Raw genomic sequence first — 17,232 nt, 5'->3', positions numbered from 1 at the left:
CCCATGACCAACCCCTTCGACGACCAGGACGGCACCTTCCTCGTCCTCGTCAACGACGAGAACCAGCACTCGCTCTGGCCGCAGTTCGCGGACGTCCCGGCCGGCTGGACCGTCGTCCACGGCCCCGACTCCCACGCCGCCTGCCTGGAACACGTCGAGCGGTCCTGGACCGACATGCGGCCCAAGAGCCTCGCCGACGCCATGAACGCCCAGCGGTAGCAGGGCCGACATGACCTCCACCGACACACTGGGCGGGGCCCGCGATACCGCGGGCCCCGCCCGGCCCGACGACCTCGCCGCGGCCCTGCTCACCTCCGGGGCCCGGCGGGACCCGTACCCGCTCTACGCCCGAATGCGGAGCGAGGACCCGGTCCATCGAAGCCCCCAGGGCATCTGGTACCTCACCCGGTACGCCGACGTCGAGGCAGCGCTGGGCGACCTGCGGCTGTCCAACGACCGGGACCGGATGACCCGCGCCTACAGCGCGCTCGGCGGCGACCTCAAAGCCTTCAGCCGGCTCACCGACCGACTCGGCCGGGTGATGACCAACACCGACCCGCCGGACCACGCCCGGCTGCGTAAACTGGCCAACAGGGCCTTCACCGCCCGGCGGGTGGAGGCACTGCGCGACGGCGTCCAGCGGATCGTCGACCGGCTCATCGACGAAGCGGTCGCGGCCGGGCCGTCCATGGACCTGATCGAGGCCGTCGCCTCCCCGCTGCCGATGTCCGTGGTCTGCGAGCTCTTCGGCATTCCGGAAGAGGACCGGCCGCAGGTCAAGAGCTGGTTCCGCCGCTTCGGCCGGCTCAGCGAGGACATCGACAAGTCCGAGGCTGCGATCGACCAGTACGAGGAGTACCTGTCCGGGCTCATCCGGCAGCGCAGGCGTGAGCCGGGCGACGATCTGATCAGCGCCCTGGTCGCCACCCAGACGCAGGACGACCGGCTCACCGACTCCGAACTGCTGTCCACCTGCTTCGTCCTGATCACCGCCGGCGACGAGACCACCACCCATCTGATCGGCAACGGCACGCTGGCGCTGCTGCGCCACCCGGACCAGCTGGCCCGGCTGCGCGCGGACCCGGGCCTGATCCGCGGCGCCGTCGAGGAGCTGGCCCGCTACGACACGGTGACCCAGGCGATCGTCCGGGTCGTCGCGCAGGACCTGGAGATCGGCGGACGGACGCTGCGTGAGGGCGAGTTGGTCTACCTGTTCCTCGGCGCGACCAACCGCGATCCCGAACGCTTCGAGGACCCCGACCGGCTCGATCTCTCCCGCCCGGGCAACCGGCACCTGAGCTTCGGCCACGGCCCGCACTTCTGCCTCGGCGGCCCGCTGGCCAAGCTCCAGGCAGAGGTGGCCGTCGGCACGCTGGTGCGCAGGCTCCCCGAGCTGCGGCTGGCCGACGCACCGGCCCTGGACTGGCGGGACAACCCGCTGCAGCGGCGGCTGACCGCCCTCCCGCTCGCCTACTGACACCTGAACGACGAAGGAGTACCGACCATGGCCCGAGAGTTCGAGGTCTGCCGGGAGCAGTACCTGCCCGTCCCACCCGACCAGGTCTGGAACGCGGTCGCCACCGGCCCGGGCAATCTCGGCTGGCTCTACCCGATGGAGATCGAGCCGCGCGTCGGCGGAAAGGTCACCCGTGGAGATGCCACCGTCGTGGCGTGGGAGCCGCCGCACCACTTCGCTGTCCGGGCAACGCAGGAAGGCGGGTTCTCCAACACGCTCAGCTACCGCATCGAGTCGTCCGACGGCCTCACGAGCCATCTGCGTATGGGAATCCACTGGGTGCACACGGGGGTCGTCGACGACGCCTGGAACTGGGACGCCAAGACGGACGTGGCCGAGAAGTACGTCGACTTCCATCAGCACGCCCTCGCCGAGTATCTCCGGCACTTCGCCGGCCGGCCGGCCGTCTACATCCGGTCTCAGCGCCGGCAACCCACCGCCGACCCGGCCGACTTCGCCACCCTGCGCCGACGCCTCGGCCTCGCCGACGACGCGGCCGTCGGTGACCGCTTCACCCTCCTGGCCCCCGGCCCGGAGCGTGAACCCGTGGAGGTGGCCGTCGACTGGCTCAGCACCGACTTCGTCGGCCTGCGAGGCCCGGACGCCCTGTACCGGTTCTTCAACGGAAGCAGCTGGAACGTGCCGATCTGGCTCGGCCACCACCTGTTCGCCGAGGAGACCGACGAGGAGCAGATCACCAAGGCGTGGACCGCCTGGCTCGACGACACGCACGCCCGGGAGTTCTGATGGAAACGTCCACGCAGACTCTGCTCTTCGCCGCCGAACTCATCGAGGAGAACGGCACCCACACTCTCATCGTCCAGGACATGAGGAGAGATACCATCCAGTCCACTCCAGTCCCCAAAGCCATGGTCGACAAGCTCCCGGTATTCCTTTCGGCGCTCGTCGCCAAACTCCACCCGGCGCCGGCGCGACCCCGCTGGTAGCCCGCCCCGGAAGCCGGCCCGGGCGCGGGAGCGCCGGGGCCGGCGCACCGACGGCAGGGCAAGCGCGAGCGCGGACGCGCGGGGAATGCGGCACGGCGTGCAAGTCAGCCGCAGCAAGCCCGGTGAGCCATCTCTTGCTCGGCCCGCCCCACCGGCTCGTCGGCGACGGAAGAGCGACGGGAGGCCGCCAGCCTGGTGCTCCAACGCACCATCAACCGCCTCAAAGCGCGAGGCTAGTGTGGTCGCCTGGCACCGGGTTCTTGACTGTCATCGGGTTCTTGACTGTCATCGGTTGGGGGGCCGAACGGGAGGGCCGTGGAGGCGGTGTCGGCCTCGGCTGCGTCGGCGAGAGCCTCCGCGGCGGCCTTTGCGGCCTGTGCGGCGTCGTCGGCGGCTTCCGCGGGCCTGTCGTCCGAGGGCTTCTCGCGGGTTGCGGGTGACGGGGGCAGTTTCTCGCTGAAGGCCCGGGACACGCCTTCCAGTGCGGAGGTGACTTCACCGGGGATGACCCAGAAGGTGCTGCCCGCGCCCTGGGCGAGCTGGGGCAGCATCTGCATGTACTGGTAGGCGAGCAGCTTGGGGTCGGGGTCGTTGCGGTGCACGGCCTGGAAGACTTCGTCGACGGCGCGGGCCTGGCCCTCGGCCTTGAGGATTTCGGCGGTGCGGTTGCCTTCTGCGCGCAGGACGGCGGACTGCTTGTCGCCTTCGGCGGTGAGGATCTGCGACTGGCGTTGCCCTTCGGCCCCGAGGATGGCGGCCCGCTTGTCCCGCTCGGCCCGCATCTGCTTCTCCATCGCGTCCTTGATGGACTGCGGGGGGTCGATGGCTTTGATCTCGACCCGGTTGACCCTCAGTCCCCACTTCCCGGTGGCTTCGTCCAGAACGCCGCGGAGCTGGTTGTTGATGGTGTCGCGCGAGGTGAGCGTCTTTTCCAGGTCCATGGATCCCACGACGTTGCGCAGGGTGGTCACGGTGAGTTGTTCGACGCCGTGGAGGAAGTCATCGATTTCGTAGGCGGCCGCTCGTGGGTCGGTGACCTGGAAGTAGAGGACGGTGTCGATCTCGACGACCAGGTTGTCCTCGGTGATGACCGGTTGCGGTTTGAAGGAGACGACCTGTTCTCGCAGGTCGATGAGCGGATAGACCCGGTCGACGTACGGGATGACGAGGTTCAGGCCGGGTTTCAGTGTGCGGCGGTAGCGGCCCAGGCGCTCGACATTGCGAGCGCGTGCCTGTGGCACGATCCGAACCGCCCGCACCACGGTGAAGACGGCGATCAGCGCGACGATCACACCGGCTATGAGCAGCGCCGAGACTTCCATGGGTTTACTCCCGGGGGTAGACGAACGCGGTGGCGCCACTGATCTCCATGACGTCGACGGCTGTACCGGGTGGGATGGTCTGCGTCTCGTCGTAGGAACGGGCCGTCCACTCCTCGCCGCCGATGCGCACCCTGCCGCCCAAAGCTGTCACCTCCGAGACGGTGCGAGCGGTTTGGCCCACCAGGGCGTCGACGCCGAACCGTTCGGCCGGAGGGGCCAGCACGTGACGCACCACGAGAGGGCGTACGAACAGCAGGCTGACGGTCGCGACTGCGGTGAACACCACGAACTGCAGAGGGACCGGCAACCCGAGCGCCGCAGTCCCGGCGGTGGCCAGTGCGGCCACCCCCAGGATTCCCAGCGCGGCGGTCAGAGTAAAGATCTCCACGACCCCAAGAACGCCCGCGGTGACGAGCCAGATCAGCCAAGAATCCATGGGCGCTCCTCCTGCTGCGCACCCGCGCAGGGAAAGCGGGCCACGCTTCCCCAAGGCTGCAAGTCCACGTCAAGCACCTACAGCCCCTACGTTGCACATGCCCGCATTTATCACATGAAAACCGATTCATACTCACGGATGTAAGGGTGACACCTGGGACGGTCCGATCATGATCGTGTTACGAGCTCACAGCGCTGCCGTTCCGACCGACCACCGGGCCGGGCCGACACCCCGGTGCGCTGGAAGAGCGCACCGGGATCGGCCATTCGCGTTGCGTTGGCCGCAGCGTTCGCGTGTGCGGAATCCCGGCCGCCGAACCCCTGAGGTACTGCGGGAACTAAGGAAATGAGCAGCCCCAGGGGATCTCGGATCGCCGGTGGCCGATCAAGGGCGGATGCCGCAGTGGGAGAAGAAGAGCAGCCGGCGCGTTCGAGCGACCTCGCTTCCAGGAGGTTACGGACCGTGCCGTGGGCGTACGTCTTCTGCGTCTTCCCCGTGGGCCTCCTCGTGCTGGCCTCGTCGTTCGCTCGTTGGGTGCGGCCGAGTGGCGATGAATGGTGCTTCCTGCCAGTCATCCGTGAGCACGGATTCTCCGGGATGGTCAGCAAGTTCTACTTCCATGACAACGGGCGGGCCATGAATGGTGTGCTGGTCTGGCTCTACGGGAGGTTCGGCGTCGCGGGGCACCAGTGGTTCGCCCCGCTCAGCGCCGTGTTCGTGCTGGGGATTCTGTGGGCCTTGACCGCGCTGGCCCTGCGCCGGGCGGCATTCACCGTGCCGCGCGGGGTTCCCCTTCTTGTGGCGTCCATGGTGGCGGTGGTCTTCCTGCTGGGCTCGCCCAACACGTACAAGACGTTCTACTGGCCCGCCGCGTCCGTCTCGCACACTCTGCCGCCGGTCCTCGCCTGTGCGGCGGTGATTCCGTTCCTCCTCGCCCGGTCGCGCGGGGGCAGGGCCGTCGCACTGGCCATCGGGCTCGTCATCGGCCTCTGTATCGGAACGTTGTCGGAGCAGGCCACGATCGTCGTGCTGGTGGTCCTGCTCGCCTCGCTCGTGCTGACCTTCTGGACGGCGGACGGGCAGCGACGCCGCCGGTTGCGGGTCTGGTTCGCCGTCGGCCTGACCGGAACGGTGGGCGGTGCGCTGATCCTGGTGACATCTCCGGGCTCGCGGCACCGACGGGGCCGGTTCGGCGCGGCGAAGGACACCTCGCTGATCGCCCCGGATTCGCTGGCCGGGGCTGCCCGCAGCTTCGGGCACATCATGATCGACACGTTCTCGGCGTGGCAGTACCTGGGCGCGGTCGCGGCGGGTGTCCTGCTCGGACTGGTGATGCGGGGCCCCGGCGGCGCCACGCCGGTCTCACCCCGCCGCCCGGTCCTGCTGGTGGGCGCCGGGGCCGTCACATTCCTCGTCAGCGGCTATCTCGCCACGCTCGTCGCGTATCCCGTCTTCCACGCCGGTGTGGTCGCCTCCACCCGGCTCTGGAACGACTTCCTCTTCCTGTACATCGCGCTGCTGACCGGCCTCGGCATCCTGCTGGGGCAGGCGCTCCAGGGATTCCGGCCACACGACGGAGCCATGCGCTGGGGCGCCGCGGTGCTGTGCGCCGGCACATGTATCGGCCTCGCACCCCCGCTGATCCACCTGGGAAATCAGATGGAGGCGAGGGCGCACGACTGGGAACGGCAGGACCAGTGGATCCGCGCCCGAGTGGCACACGGGGCCGAGGTCGTTCCGTACACACCGACACCGATCGGCAAGATGACGGAGCCGTTCGGCAACGGGAAGCGAAGCTGGTCGACGGCGTGCGTCGCCCGCTACTACGGCGTGAAGCACGTGGACTACTCGCCGCAGTTGCCCTGACTGCCCGTGCCAGCGCCTCTCGGCGCGTTGAAGGCCATCAGCGGGTGGCGCCGAGGTAAGCCCAGAAGCCGCCAGAACTTGATCTTGGCGGATGTGATGCTCGGTCCGCTCAGCGCAGGCTGGCGGTCGGGAGTGCGTTGACGCGGTTCTCGTACTCACGGCGGGCCTTGCGCTGGGCCGGGACTGCTGCGGTTCCGTCGAGGGGCTGACAGCGGGCGAGGAGTTGGCGGTGGACCGCAGGCGCCGCGGTGATGCGCAAGGTGTAGCCCTGGCCGCGGCGTACGGTCACGCCCTGGTCGAGCGTGGCGCGCTCGGCGGGCTCCAGGTCGGTGGCGCGAAGAAAGTCGGCGATCTTGCCCGGCATGTCGAGGACCACCGGCAGCTCCTGGGCCGGGGCGCCCGTGTCGACGGCCGTGTACTCGGGCAGGAGATCGGCGACGACCGTGCGGATGGCGCCGCGGCTGACGTCGTGGTCGCGGGCCAGGGCGGCGATGGACCGGCCCTCCAGGTACGCGGTACGCACGGCGGCAGCGTTCGCTGCCGTGACGGCTGGGCGGCGCCCACCCTTGTTGCCCTTCGCTTCGGCGGCCCGCAATCCGTCGTAGGTCAGCTCGCGTTGGAGATCGCGCTGGAGCTCCCCGGCGGCCGCGAGAGTCTGCACCATGAACTTCACGGTGGACAGCAGTTCTCCGGTGCGCGGGTGGCGGGCGGTGAGGTCCATCGCGGAGAACGCGCCGTCGTGGATGCGCAGGGCGAAGCGGTCGCGGTGCAGGATGTCGAGCACGTCGAGGATGTGCCCGGTGCCGCGTACGAGGCGGAACATCTCGGAGATGTGCACGGTGTCGCCCGGCCGCGCGTACGTCAGCGGCTCGCCGAACTTCGGGCGCTGAAGCGGGTGGAGGCGACTGGAGGTGCCGGCCGCCTCCTCGAACGGGATGGGGTCTTCGATCCCGGTCTCTTCCAGGACGAGGTTCTGCCGGGCGGTCGACTGCTGGTCGGTCGGGACGCGCTTGTAGACCAGGTTCGCCACCGAGGACCCCTTCCGGACGGTGGATCGGACCCTATCTGTCGTCAAACCCTGTCAGCAATCATCATCGGGTCTGATTGGATTCGAGCCGCCGTGAACCCACGGATTGCATGGGTTCATTGGCCGCGTCGGCCGCCTGTCGCCAAACGATCGTTTGCCGACAGGAGGGCTGGAGCCCGAGTTCAGACGTTGGCGTCCTCGACGGCGACTCGGCGCACTGTGCGCAGCGTCGACCGGAGACTGTCCAGATCGGTCGAGCCAAGGGCGAGGCGGATCGCCTGTGGTGTGTGCGTCGAGGTGGTGAACGGCTCCGCCGTGGTGACCGAGATGTGTCGGCGCGCGAGGGTGGCGGTCAGGCGGTCGGCGCGCGCGTCGTCGGGCAGTGGCAGCCAGGTGAAGTAGGACGAGGGGTGGCCGATGAGCGGGAGGCTCGTCAGCTCCTGCCTGACGAGAGCTTGGCGTGTCTTGGCGTCGTCTCGTTTCTGCGCTTCCAGGTGGTTCACTGTGCCGTCGTCGAGCCAGCGGCAGGCGATGGCGGTGGTGAGGGCGGGGGTGTTCCAGGTGGTCGCCCGGATGGCGCGTTCGAGCGAGGGCACCGCAGGTGGCGGGGCGAGGACGAAGCCGACCCGCAGGCCGGTGGCGATGCTCTTGGACAGTCCCGAGACGTAGACGGTGATGTCCGGCGCGGTTGCGGCCAGAGGCGGTGGAGGGTCCTCGACCAGGTAGGCGTATGAGGCATCCTCGATGATGAGCGGACCGTGCTGTCGAGCGATCCTGATCAGGCGGGTGCGGTCGGTTGCCGACATGACCCAGCCCAGAGGGTTGTGCAGGGTGGGCATGGTGTAGACCGCGCGCACCGGACGGGTCGCGCACAGATTCTCCAGGGCATCGAGATCCGGTCCGTCGGCGGTGGTGGGGATGGGCTCCAGGTCGAGATGGAAGGCGTGCGCGAGCACCTTGAAACCCGGGTAGGTGAGCGCGTCGACCGCGACGATGTCGCCTGCGCTCAGCATGGCCATGATGGTGATGGCCAGGCCGTGCTGGGCACCGTTGGCGATGAGGATCTGATCCGCGTCGGCGGTGATTCCCCGACGTCTGAGGTGTCGTGCGATGGAGGCTCTGTCCTGTGGACGCCCTCGATGCGGTTGGTAGCGCAGCAGCGAGTCGAGATCACCGGAGGCGGCCACCTCTCGCAGGGCCTGCCGCAGGAGATCGGCCTGGCCGGGCAGCGACGGGTAGTTGAAGTTGAGGTCGACCGCGTCTGTGGCAACGGCTTGCTGATCGATGCCGTGACCGGCGGGGACGGCGATGTCACGCACGAACGTGCCGCGGCCCTGTTCCCGGCTCACCAGGCCCATCGCTTCCAGCTCGGCGTACACCCGGGTCGCGGTCACCACGGCGATGCCCTCGCGGGCGGCGAGCCCGCGGTGCGTCGTCAGCCGCACCCCCGCGGCGAGGCGCCCGGTCCGGATGTCGGATGCGAGCGCGTCGACCAGCTTTTTGTATCGCGAGGCTGCCATGCACCGGATTGTATCCATGACAATTCTTTGACTGTCCTGCTCGCGGGTCCTTACCGTCGAGTCCCACTCATCCGGAAAGGACAGCCGTCGTGCACATCGCCATCCTCACCTTCGAGGGTTACAACGAGCTCGACTCCCTGATCGCGCTCGGTGTGCTCAACCGCATCGAGACCGATGACTGGCGCGTCACCATCGCGACCCCCAGCCCCAAGGTGACGTCAATGAACGGGGTGGTCATCGAGCAGATGTCCACTCTTGAGGAGGCCTGCGCAGCGGACGCCGTCATCGTCGGCAGCGGCATCGCCACCCGCGAAGTCACCGAAGATCCGGCGATCATGAACGTCCTGCGGGGCCTGGACCCCTCGCGCCAGCTCATCGCGGCGCAGTGCTCCGGCGCGCTCGTGCTGGCCAGGCTCGGCCTGCTCAACGACATCCCCGCCTGCACCGACCTGATCACAAAGCCCTGGGTCGTCGCCGCCGGCGTCGAGGTACTCAACCAGCCCTTTTACGCCAAGGACAACATCGCCACCGCAGGCGGCTGCCTGGCCTCGCACTATCTCGCCGCCTGGATCATCGCCCGCTTTGAGGGCAACGACGCCGCCGAAGGCGCGCTGCACTACGTCGCCCCGGTCGGTGAGAAGGAGGAATACGTCGAGCGCGCCTGGCGCAACATCACCCCCTACCTGCCCGCTCCCGCACCGGCGTTCCTCTGACCAACCAGTCGCAAGCAGCGGGCCGACCAGGAAGCCGCGACCTTTGCAACGACATCCGGACGGCGCAGGATCTCCGGAGCTACCGCAGCGGCGACGTGATCCTCCCTCGACAACTCCGCGACCGCCGTCTCCCACGCGGTCTCGTCGAACCACTGGGCACGGGTCGGGCAATACCACTGCTCAGGGTGGCTGTTGGCAGTGGTCACGGGTCCTCCCCTTCGGTCAGGCCGCTTCGGTGAAGCCGGTGCTGGTCAGATCCTGCTCGGGCAGGGGAGCGAAGTCGACGTCGAGTTTCGGGTCGTACGCCTCCGGCTTGATGCCTAGTTCGTGGGTGGAGTACTCGCCGGACCGTTTGATGTGCTCGGTCAGGTACGGCGAGATGTGGGCCAAGTCCTCCGGGTCGATCTCCCAGCCCTCCTCAAGGAGCTGACGGACGATCTCCGCGATGTCCAGGGCGTTGTGGAAGATCACCGCTTCGTGAGCAGGGCGTTGAACTTCATCGCTTTCTCCTTCTCGATGGGGTCGTTGTCGGCGAGGACGCCCTGGTTGCCGAAGCCGACCCGCTGGAGAACCGGTTGAACGACTCGACCTTGTTCGTCGCGGCGGTCACGCGCCGGCGAAGCGGCGCGTGACGAGAGGTACCGCAGCAGCTGGACGGTTCGGATCACCCGGCCGACCTCGCGGAACGCGGTGTAGGTGGAGTTCTTGTGCGAGCCCGATCGCAGCCGTTTCAGCAGTGTCGAGGAGGAAATGGCGCCCTCGCGTACGGAGACAGCGACCCGCATCCGCGCCTTGTGAGCGAGGCAGGCCAACGGCGCGATCCGCTTGACGACCGTGTAGTCCCGCAGTTCGGAGGCGTCCGCCGCATCCGCTTCCCCGGCGAAGTCGGTGACCTTCGGCGAGGCGATGCCGTCCACCCACATCGCGGTGGCGCCGAGCTCGTCCAGCCACGCCAGATACGAGAACAGACGCTTGAAGTGCGACCAGCTGGGGCCCTGGGCGGTCTGCTTCAGCCGGTTGAACCGCGTCGTGCCGTCGCTGTCGCGCTCTTCCAACAGCCGCAGCATCCCCGCCTGCTCGGCAAGGCTCATCCGGTCGTGGATGCCGCAGCAGATCGAGGCGTTCACCTCCGTGCGGATCGTGGAGGTCATCGTGTCGAAGGTGGAGAACGCCGGCAGTTCCAGCCCGGCCGCCACCACCTTCTCCAGCGCGATATTGATCAGGTCGGCGGGCCGGTTCTTCGACACGGCCTCCTTACGGATCGCCGCCTCAGCGATCTGCCGCGCCTGGGACTGCCTGTACTTCGTCCCCACCCGCTCGCGCACCTCCGTACGCTGCCGCTCAGCGGTGCGGCCCGTCTCGTACAGCGGGAGCGTGCCCTCCGGTAGCTCGACCGTACGGTGGACGAAGTCGACCACCATCTCCGGATACTCATCCGGCTTCGGGAACCGGCCCATCCGTTGATACGACTTCAGCGCCAGCAGCAACGCGAGCTGATGACCGTCGGAGTCCATCCGCTCAGCGGCCCACGCAACCTCCTCCCGCGTCGGCGCGAAGAACAAATGCAGCTCATGCGCGGTGATCAACCGCTTGAACCGCGGATACGCGGTCCGCTCAATCGAGGTCACAAGTCCCGCCCCAGGCCCAGAGATCAGTCAGTATCAGCACCACCGACCTTCGGCCAAATGGGTGACGGCTGTTACCGCACAGGGCGACAAGATCAAGTTCTGGCGGCTTTTGGGCTTACCTCGGCGCTACCCCATCAGCGGCGGCTTGGGATGAAGGCGCGTGCACCGTTGGCCGGGTCGGCCACGGAGCGCCCTGCCCGTCCCCGGACTCACATCACGCTGCTGTTCCCGCAGCCCGGGCACGCGTGAAGTGGTTGGCCAAGAGCTTCTGAAGAAGGCTGTAGGCGAGAACGGGGAGCAGGATCTGCGGCCGGTCGGGCATCGCGGTGGTGATGAGTACGGCGCCGGCGCTGCTGTTGCTCATACCGCAGGCCAGGGTCACGGACGTACCGGCGCGGGCCTCCAGTCGCAGGACTCGGACCGCGAGGCGGCCCCAGGTGAAGGCCAGACCACAGACCACCGAAGCGGTGCCCGCCCCGGCCACGAGCAGCAGCGGACGGGGGTGGGAGAGGAACTGGCCGATGGCACCGCTGGCGTTGATATAGGTGAGGGCGAGCGAGGCGAGCAACGCGCCGAGGGCAGCGATGGGGAGTACGGCCCGCGACGTGGGGCCCGGCAGGAGAAGGCGGCAGACGATGCCGGCGACGCAGGGCAGCAGCACTCCGGTCAGGGCGAAACTTCTCCCCACGTCCTGGACGGCGGAGGCCAGGGTGTGCGCGTAGTCCGGGCTGAGCAGAGGGGTCAGGGCACTGACCGTAGCGGGGACGGTGATCGGGCTGATGAGGGTGGAGACGAGGACAAGACCCAGCATGGTCGACTCGTCCCCGCGTCCCCCGCCGCTCCATACGGTGGCTCCGGCGGCCACCGGCATGACTACGGTCAGGATCATCGCGGCGGTCATGCCGCTGCCGCCGTCGGAGTCGGGTGAACAGCGCAGTGCGATTGCGATGCCCGGGATGATCAGCAGCGGGGCCGTCAGGTGGAGCGCCAGTCCGGCCAGCAGGATGCGGGGGCGGCGCAGTATCCGGGCCAGGGCGTGCGGACAGGAACGCAGACCAGCGGTGAAGAGGACGGTGGCGAGCAGGATCTGAGCGGTGTTCACGCCGACGCTCAGGTTCGTGCCAACGGAGACGCTGTGGATCCGGCGCAGCCACAGGCCCGGCGCGGGAAGAACCGCGGCGGCGGCGTAAGCCGCGCAGGAGGCCCAGCCGAGCCGTCTGCGAAGGAATTCCAGGGGCCGGAGCGTCGGATGCACGGACTCTGTCGCGGTCAGCATGGCGGGGACGTTATCGCCGCAGACGGGCCCGCCGGGCCGAATGAGTATGCCAGGGGTACACGTGCTCAGGATGTGTTCAGGTTGGGCCTGGCAACCTCTGGCGGCATGACATACGAGAGGCCGTAGCGCCCTGCCGCTGGCAGCTTCACGGCTCGGTGGCCTGGAACAAGGTCCCCGAGATCGGGCCGGGTGCACAGCCGCATCGGCTCTTCGCTGTCCCGGGTGACGCAGCGTTTGCCGCCGCCGGGGGCGGCGAGTGCAAGCGGCCCGTCGCCAGCGGCGGTAGGCACTTCGATCCGATGGGACCGGACCCGGCCTGGATCCGCACGCCGGTGTCGAGCGGGTTGCCGTGCGGGACTTCGACGACAGGGGCCGAGACGCCCGTGGTGTCCGTGGTGTCCTTGGTCGCAGCGCCGGCAGCGGGCCTGGTATGGAGGTGGGCGTCGGCCTGCCGCTGGAGCTGCTGCCGCGCGAGTTCGTTGAGAGCGACGGTCGGTGCGAGCCTCACGAGCGCCGCGACGGTGAAGGCCACCAGGGTGAGCCTCCCGGGCAGCGCGTGGGGCCCGGGCCCGCGTCGGTGGAACCCTAGGAGAGGCTGGCCGGGCCGGACCAACTCTCAGCGCTGCACGAGGCCCCCGGCCATGGCGATAGGGACGGCCGGGAGAGGGAACTCGGTCGATGTGAGGTCGACGGGCTGCCCCACCGCGGTGCACGTGAAGCGGACGGGATCGAGCGCCAGGTGCCCTGCCACGGCCGGAGCCTGGGACTTGCCGGCCTGAGGGCCGCCCGCAGGCGGGCGGTGAGCTCAGTGAGGTGGAACGGCTTGGTCAGGTAGTCGTCACCGCCGGCCGACATCCCGGGGAACCGGTCGGTGATCGTGTGGTGTGCCGCGAGGAACACGAAGGGGCGAGGTACCCGTTGACCCGTAGCGCATGGCACACGTCACGGCCGTCCGATTCCGGCATTCCGACGTCCAACGCGACCGCGTCGAAGCCTTGGACGGCCAGGCGCAGGGCGCTCGCACCGTCCCGGGCGGGCGCTGCGTCGAAGCCCTCGTCGCGCAGGCTGCTCAGGGAGTAGGTCGCGTAGGGCGCGGTCATTCGTTACGACGAGGACATGGCAACGTGTCACCGGATGGTCGCCTGCGCGTACCCACCGAGTACGCGCAGGCTGCCAGGGCCAGCCATGCGGTAGCGAAGAGCCAGCCGCTGATGACGTCGCTGAACCAGTGCACGCCGAGGTAGACCCGGGTCAGTCCCACGGCCGTGCCCCAGATGCCGATCAGGACGGCGGCCAGGCGCGGCATGCGCGGGCCGCGTAGGAACAGCGCGGCGGTCAGGAGCCCCGCAGTCATCGCGCCGGTCGTGGCATGGCCTGACGGGAAGGACCAGCCCGAGGCATGCGTCGCCCAGTCTGCGAGCGGTGGCCTGGGACGTGCGACCAGCATCATGACGGCGTAGCGCAGCGCCTGCGCAGAGCCGAGACAGAGCGCCATTGCGGCGGCGGTGATGACCCGCTGCCGTATGGTGCCGCCCACGGACAGGCCCGCCAGGATGACCACGGCGAAGGGGATGACGCCGGTGCCGGTGGCGGTGACCGCACGGGCCATGGTCACCGCGGCGCCGGGCCGGTGCGTCAGAGACCAGTGGTGCAGCGCCGCGTCGCCGGGCAGCGTCCCCTGCGTCGAGTGGAGCACGGCCACGGTAACTAGAACAAAGGCTGCCGTAGCGGTCAGGGCCACCCAGCCACACAGGCGTGCGGGTGGGCGGCGGGTCACGCTGCGGCCAGAGGGACGAGGGACAGCAGGCGCGACACGAGGGGCAGCGCGAGGGGGGCCGCAGCGGAGGCAGGGGTGGCATGGTTGCGTGGGACGGACCAGTCACCAGATGCGCGGCACTCCTCGGGTGTGGCTACGTGCAGTTGTTCGCACCGCCGGTCTTCATGAACAGCCGGCCTCAGCAGGGAGTCGACCCTCAAGGCGGGGACAGTCCTCATGGGGACGGCCAGCGCGGCAATCGCGGCCAGGGTTCCCACGCGGCGGGCCTGCCACCGCGCGGGAAGCGTTGCCACTTCGACCTTTCTCGGCCCGTACGCCAACCCGTCGGTGATGAGGCTGTCGACCCAACTGAGCGCCCGGCGGGCGAAGTCGACGCTCTTGAAGTACATGAGGCCGGCTATGGCCGAACCGGCGTACGCGAGTTCCATCAAGGTGCCTCATTCCGGCGTTTGGCCGCCCGCCGGGAACGGAGGAGCTCGGCTGCCAGCGGCAGCAGGGACACAGCGACGATCAGGGCGATGATCGGCAGGAGATAGCGGTCGACGTTGGGGACAGAGGCGCCGAGCGCGTATCCGGCCAGGACCAGACCGACAGTCCAGACCAGGCCGCCGACGACCTGCCAGATGGTGAAGACCCGGGCCGGGACGTTCAGAGCCCCGGCGAGCGGGTTCAGGACCGTGCGCACAACGGGGACGAAGCGGGCTAGCACGATCGCTTTGGCGTGGCCGTAGCGCTCCAGAAGTTCCTCGGCGCGCTCGGCGCCCTCGTGCAGGCGCTTGGAACCACTACGGGAGAGCGCCGCTCCGCCTGCCCGGCGCCCGAGGAGGTACCCGCACTGGGCGCCGGCCAGCGCACCACCCGCCGAGGCGACGAGGACCCAGGGCAGGGACAGCGTCGCCGCCTTGTCAGCGGTGCCCGCGCACAGCAGTCCCGCGGTGAAGAGCAAGGAGTCGCCGGGCAGGAAGAAGCCGACCAGCAGCCCAGTCTCGGCGAACAGCACCACAGAGACGCCCAGGACACCGAAGGTCGCCAGCAGCGACTGGGCATCGAGGAGGTTCACCGCGAGTGGAGATGCGGCGAAGACGGGTACGGCCATGAGTGGGTGGCCTCTCACTGAATGCGGGCAGGGGGCAGCAGGGCTGGAACGACCGGGCGAATGCAATCTCGTAGACGGTCTACAGGACTGTAGTCGAACTGGAGGTGAGGGAACATCATGTCGGGGGGGGCGAGAGCGGAGGCGGGGAGTTGGGGGCGAGCGCGCTCGCGACTCATGGATCGTTGGCCAGGTGCAGCACGGCAGGTTGGCGAAGCCTTCAACGAGCGGATGAAGGGAATGTCTTGGCCGACGACCTCCGTAATGAACTGCCGGAATCCTTCAGCCGTTGGAGCCGCCTGCGTCCGCCGTGATCAGCAGGCAGGTGGCGGTCGGATGGTCGTGCCGGCCCCGGGCCTGCCACCAACCCCGTATGGAGGCGACGACAAACGCGGCGGTGTCGTGATCGGTGCCGGCGTTGATCCACCCGGTGTTTGCTGCGACGTCGTAGCTCCCGCAGTGGATCGCCTTGCCCGGTCCCTGCCGGTCCAGGTTCTTCGCCGAGGGCGGGGCCGGGAAGCTCCCTCAACTCAGGGTTCGCAGCAATACGAACGGCACACATACCGCGCAGGCGGGTGAAGGCCCGGCCCGGCGCCTGCTCGAGAGGCCAACCGGTAGGGATCATCGAACACGTGGCGGTGCGCCTGACCGCTGTGGAGTGGCGGAGGGCTGGCTAGGCTGCGGAGGGCCGGAATGCGCGTGCCACGTGCGAAGAACGTCTGGAGCCGTTCGAACCTGTTGCGCTGGGGTACGCCGTCCCTGGCGGCGACCCTTCTGCTCCTTCCGCTGGTCTACCACCCGGCCGGGGCGTCCCATGCCCCCGCCGCAGCGCTGCTCGACGGCCCGGAGAGCCGGAGCAGCGCTCGCGTGTGTGAGCGCACGATGGTTGGGGTGGCACACGAGGACGACGATCTGCTGTTCATCAATCCGGAAATTCAGCAAGCCGTGGGCCCACGGTGTGCGTTCAGCACTGTCTACTTGACCGCCGGGGATGCCGGCCGCCAGTACACCGGGGGCGACTACGTGCAGAGCCGGGAAGAAGGCGTCCGAGCCGCGTACGCCGAAATGGCAGGTGTCCCGGACCGCTGGACGAGGAGTGACCTCCATGTGAGTGGCCACACCATCGCCTCCTACAGGCTGAAGGGGAAGACCAGCGTACGGCTCTCCTTCCTCCGGCTTCCCGACGGCACTCCAGACGGCAGCGGCACCCCGACGTACTCCCATCAGAGCCTGCTGAGACTCTTTCGCGGCGAGATCCGCACGATTCAGCCCGTGGACAGCACGCGGAGCTACACGGAGCAGCAGCTCATCGACACTCTCTCCGTTCTCGCCGAACAGGACGGCATCAAACGGATCCTCACCCTCGACTACGACAACGCAGCCTTCGGACACACGTATACGCAGGGCGCCGACCACAGTGACCACGGAGTGGCCGGACGGTACTTCCGACGCGTCGCCTTCCGCTTGCCGGGCGGTGTCATGACGGAGGTACGGGGTTTCCTCGGATACGACATGTCCCGTCTTCCAGAAAACCTCAGCCCGATCCGGGGCCGGCAGAAGGACGCGATCTTCCAGTCCTATCGCAGGGGTGCGGGCTGCGAGTCCAGATCGTGCCCGGCCGGGCACTACATGAGCGGGAAGTACCAGCAATGGGTGCGCCGTGAGTACTCCCTCAGGCCCCGGACGGCGCAGCCCGGCCAGATCGTGTCGGCGATGGGGCTGGCGAATCAGGCGGGACGCCACGAACGCTGCCTGAGTTCGGCGGGGAATTCGCCGGCCTCCCACAAGGCGGTGGACGTGAACACCTCCGACTGCGACGGCACATCCGGCCAGGACTGGCACATCCACGCCGGCACCATCGAATCAGCGTCCGGACGGCTCTGCCTGACCGCTGCCGCGCGACGGGCCACCACGTCGGTATGCGCCCACAGCCCTCGGCAGAGGTGGGCGATGGACAAGTACGGACGGATCGAATCCGGCGGACGCTGCCTGTTCCAGGACGACTTGGCAGCCAGAGATCCGCGACTGGTCCTGCGCCCGTGTGCTCCTCTACGACCTGAGCTGACCTGGCACACGCCGGGATAGCACGGTGAGCCGGGAGAGCCCGTACA

General features: G+C 68.6%; 17 protein-coding genes and 2 pseudogenes. 7 read left to right on the top strand and 12 right to left on the bottom strand.

The genetic code is table 11. The features are described from left to right. Nucleotides 1-3: 3 nt before the first annotated feature. From OG782_RS34615 to OG782_RS34600, 4 genes are read left to right on the top strand one after another with little or no spacing between them, the layout of a single operon-like run. Nucleotides 4-219 (top strand): MbtH family protein, encoded by a 216-nt coding sequence (locus OG782_RS34615; protein WP_328376842.1) that lies wholly within the window; start codon nucleotides 4-6, stop codon nucleotides 217-219. A 10-nt stretch (nucleotides 220-229) separates the two neighbouring features. Then, nucleotides 230-1,477 (top strand): cytochrome P450, encoded by a 1,248-nt coding sequence (locus OG782_RS34610; protein ID WP_406457886.1) that lies wholly within the window; start codon nucleotides 230-232, stop codon nucleotides 1,475-1,477. A gap of 27 nt (nucleotides 1,478-1,504) precedes the next feature. Beyond that, nucleotides 1,505-2,263, top strand: a complete 759-nt coding sequence (locus OG782_RS34605; RefSeq protein ID WP_406457884.1) for an SRPBCC domain-containing protein — start codon at nucleotides 1,505-1,507, stop codon at nucleotides 2,261-2,263. Continuing rightward, complete coding sequence (locus OG782_RS34600; protein ID WP_406457882.1) at nucleotides 2,263-2,463, top strand: hypothetical protein; 201 nt, start codon at nucleotides 2,263-2,265, stop codon at nucleotides 2,461-2,463. Before OG782_RS34605 ends, OG782_RS34600 begins: the two co-directional genes overlap by 1 nt. A 233-nt stretch (nucleotides 2,464-2,696) precedes the next feature. On the opposite strand, the gene OG782_RS34595 is transcribed toward OG782_RS34600, so the two are convergent. Both OG782_RS34595 and OG782_RS34590 read right to left on the bottom strand, forming a co-directional pair. After that, nucleotides 2,697-3,785 carry an SPFH domain-containing protein gene (locus OG782_RS34595; RefSeq protein ID WP_406457880.1) on the bottom strand — a complete coding sequence of 363 codons (1,089 nt, stop codon included), beginning with the start codon at nucleotides 3,783-3,785 and terminating at the stop codon, nucleotides 2,697-2,699. 4 nt (nucleotides 3,786-3,789) lie between these two features. Continuing rightward, nucleotides 3,790-4,221 carry an NfeD family protein gene (locus tag OG782_RS34590; protein ID WP_406457878.1) on the bottom strand — a complete coding sequence of 144 codons (432 nt, stop codon included), beginning with the start codon at nucleotides 4,219-4,221 and terminating at the stop codon, nucleotides 3,790-3,792. 462 nt (nucleotides 4,222-4,683) lie between these two features. Between OG782_RS34590 and OG782_RS34585 the strand changes: the two genes are divergently transcribed. Continuing rightward, nucleotides 4,684-6,087 carry a DUF6056 family protein gene (locus tag OG782_RS34585; RefSeq protein ID WP_406457876.1) on the top strand — a complete coding sequence of 468 codons (1,404 nt, stop codon included), beginning with the start codon at nucleotides 4,684-4,686 and terminating at the stop codon, nucleotides 6,085-6,087. Nucleotides 6,088-6,196: 109 nt separating this feature from the next. Here OG782_RS34585 and OG782_RS34580 read toward each other — a convergent pair whose 3' ends face one another. Further along, entirely contained in the window at nucleotides 6,197-7,117 is a 921-nt protein-coding gene (locus OG782_RS34580; RefSeq protein WP_406457874.1) for a recombinase family protein, read from the bottom strand. Nucleotides 7,118-7,296: 179 nt separating this feature from the next. Next, a complete protein-coding gene (locus OG782_RS34575; RefSeq protein ID WP_406457872.1) occupies nucleotides 7,297-8,634 on the bottom strand; it encodes a PLP-dependent aminotransferase family protein in 1,338 nt (445 codons plus the stop codon). A gap of 89 nt (nucleotides 8,635-8,723) precedes the next feature. On the opposite strand from OG782_RS34575, the gene OG782_RS34570 reads away from it, so the two are divergent. Next, a complete protein-coding gene (locus tag OG782_RS34570; RefSeq protein ID WP_406457870.1) occupies nucleotides 8,724-9,347 on the top strand; it encodes a DJ-1/PfpI family protein in 624 nt (207 codons plus the stop codon). On the opposite strand, the gene OG782_RS34565 is transcribed toward OG782_RS34570, so the two are convergent. The 8 genes and pseudogenes from OG782_RS34565 to OG782_RS34530 all read right to left on the bottom strand — a co-directional run. After that, a complete protein-coding gene (locus tag OG782_RS34565) occupies nucleotides 9,314-9,553 on the bottom strand; it encodes a DUF6192 family protein (RefSeq protein WP_406457868.1) in 240 nt (79 codons plus the stop codon). The two genes, OG782_RS34570 and OG782_RS34565, sit on opposite strands and share 34 nt — an antisense overlap. A gap of 16 nt (nucleotides 9,554-9,569) precedes the next feature. Continuing rightward, nucleotides 9,570-10,975 (bottom strand): annotated as a pseudogene (locus OG782_RS34560) (Tn3 family transposase). A 214-nt stretch (nucleotides 10,976-11,189) separates the two neighbouring features. Beyond that, the gene (locus OG782_RS34555; protein ID WP_406457866.1) at nucleotides 11,190-12,251 is read right to left on the bottom strand and encodes a bile acid:sodium symporter family protein; all 1,062 of its coding nucleotides are present in this window, start codon (nucleotides 12,249-12,251) and stop codon (nucleotides 11,190-11,192) included. A 145-nt stretch (nucleotides 12,252-12,396) separates the two neighbouring features. Next, nucleotides 12,397-12,783, bottom strand: coding sequence for a hypothetical protein (locus OG782_RS34550; RefSeq protein WP_406457864.1), 387 nt, complete (start codon nucleotides 12,781-12,783; stop codon nucleotides 12,397-12,399). Nucleotides 12,784-13,347: 564 nt separating this feature from the next. Continuing rightward, complete coding sequence (locus OG782_RS34545) at nucleotides 13,348-13,953, bottom strand: phosphatase PAP2 family protein (RefSeq protein WP_406457862.1); 606 nt, start codon at nucleotides 13,951-13,953, stop codon at nucleotides 13,348-13,350. A gap of 71 nt (nucleotides 13,954-14,024) precedes the next feature. Continuing rightward, nucleotides 14,025-14,456: a hypothetical protein gene (locus OG782_RS34540; RefSeq protein ID WP_406457860.1), complete on the bottom strand. Its 432-nt coding sequence runs from the start codon at nucleotides 14,454-14,456 to the stop codon at nucleotides 14,025-14,027. Next, the gene (locus tag OG782_RS34535) at nucleotides 14,456-15,124 is read right to left on the bottom strand and encodes a DedA family protein (protein WP_406457858.1); all 669 of its coding nucleotides are present in this window, start codon (nucleotides 15,122-15,124) and stop codon (nucleotides 14,456-14,458) included. The genes OG782_RS34540 and OG782_RS34535 overlap by 1 nt, the downstream gene beginning before the upstream one ends. A gap of 282 nt (nucleotides 15,125-15,406) precedes the next feature. Then, nucleotides 15,407-15,595: pseudogene (locus OG782_RS34530) on the bottom strand (ISAzo13-like element transposase-related protein); the annotation flags it as partial. A gap of 219 nt (nucleotides 15,596-15,814) precedes the next feature. Between OG782_RS34530 and OG782_RS34525 the strand changes: the two are divergent. Then, complete coding sequence (locus tag OG782_RS34525) at nucleotides 15,815-17,206, top strand: ricin-type beta-trefoil lectin domain protein (protein WP_406457856.1); 1,392 nt, start codon at nucleotides 15,815-15,817, stop codon at nucleotides 17,204-17,206. Nucleotides 17,207-17,232 lie beyond the last annotated feature (26 nt).

The sequence above is a fragment of the Streptomyces sp. NBC_00876 genome (assembly GCF_045207435.1).
Taxonomy (GTDB): domain Bacteria; phylum Actinomycetota; class Actinomycetes; order Streptomycetales; family Streptomycetaceae; genus Streptomyces.
Note: the sequence above shows the minus strand (reverse complement) of the source record. Positions and strands in the feature narration are given on the sequence as shown.

Coding starts and splice junctions, on each gene's coding strand:
- OG782_RS34615 (WP_328376842.1), top strand. CDS start 4: ATGACCAACCCCTTCGACGACCAGGACGGCACCTTCCTCGTCCTCGTC.
- OG782_RS34610 (WP_406457886.1), top strand. CDS start 230: ATGACCTCCACCGACACACTGGGCGGGGCCCGCGATACCGCGGGCCCC.
- OG782_RS34605 (WP_406457884.1), top strand. CDS start 1,505: ATGGCCCGAGAGTTCGAGGTCTGCCGGGAGCAGTACCTGCCCGTCCCA.
- OG782_RS34600 (WP_406457882.1), top strand. CDS start 2,263: ATGGAAACGTCCACGCAGACTCTGCTCTTCGCCGCCGAACTCATCGAG.
- OG782_RS34595 (WP_406457880.1), bottom strand. CDS start 3,785: ATGGAAGTCTCGGCGCTGCTCATAGCCGGTGTGATCGTCGCGCTGATC.
- OG782_RS34590 (WP_406457878.1), bottom strand. CDS start 4,221: ATGGATTCTTGGCTGATCTGGCTCGTCACCGCGGGCGTTCTTGGGGTC.
- OG782_RS34575 (WP_406457872.1), bottom strand. CDS start 8,634: ATGGCAGCCTCGCGATACAAAAAGCTGGTCGACGCGCTCGCATCCGAC.
- OG782_RS34555 (WP_406457866.1), bottom strand. CDS start 12,251: ATGCTGACCGCGACAGAGTCCGTGCATCCGACGCTCCGGCCCCTGGAA.
- OG782_RS34540 (WP_406457860.1), bottom strand. CDS start 14,456: ATGGAACTCGCGTACGCCGGTTCGGCCATAGCCGGCCTCATGTACTTC.
- OG782_RS34535 (WP_406457858.1), bottom strand. CDS start 15,124: ATGGCCGTACCCGTCTTCGCCGCATCTCCACTCGCGGTGAACCTCCTC.
- OG782_RS34525 (WP_406457856.1), top strand. CDS start 15,815: ATGCGCGTGCCACGTGCGAAGAACGTCTGGAGCCGTTCGAACCTGTTG.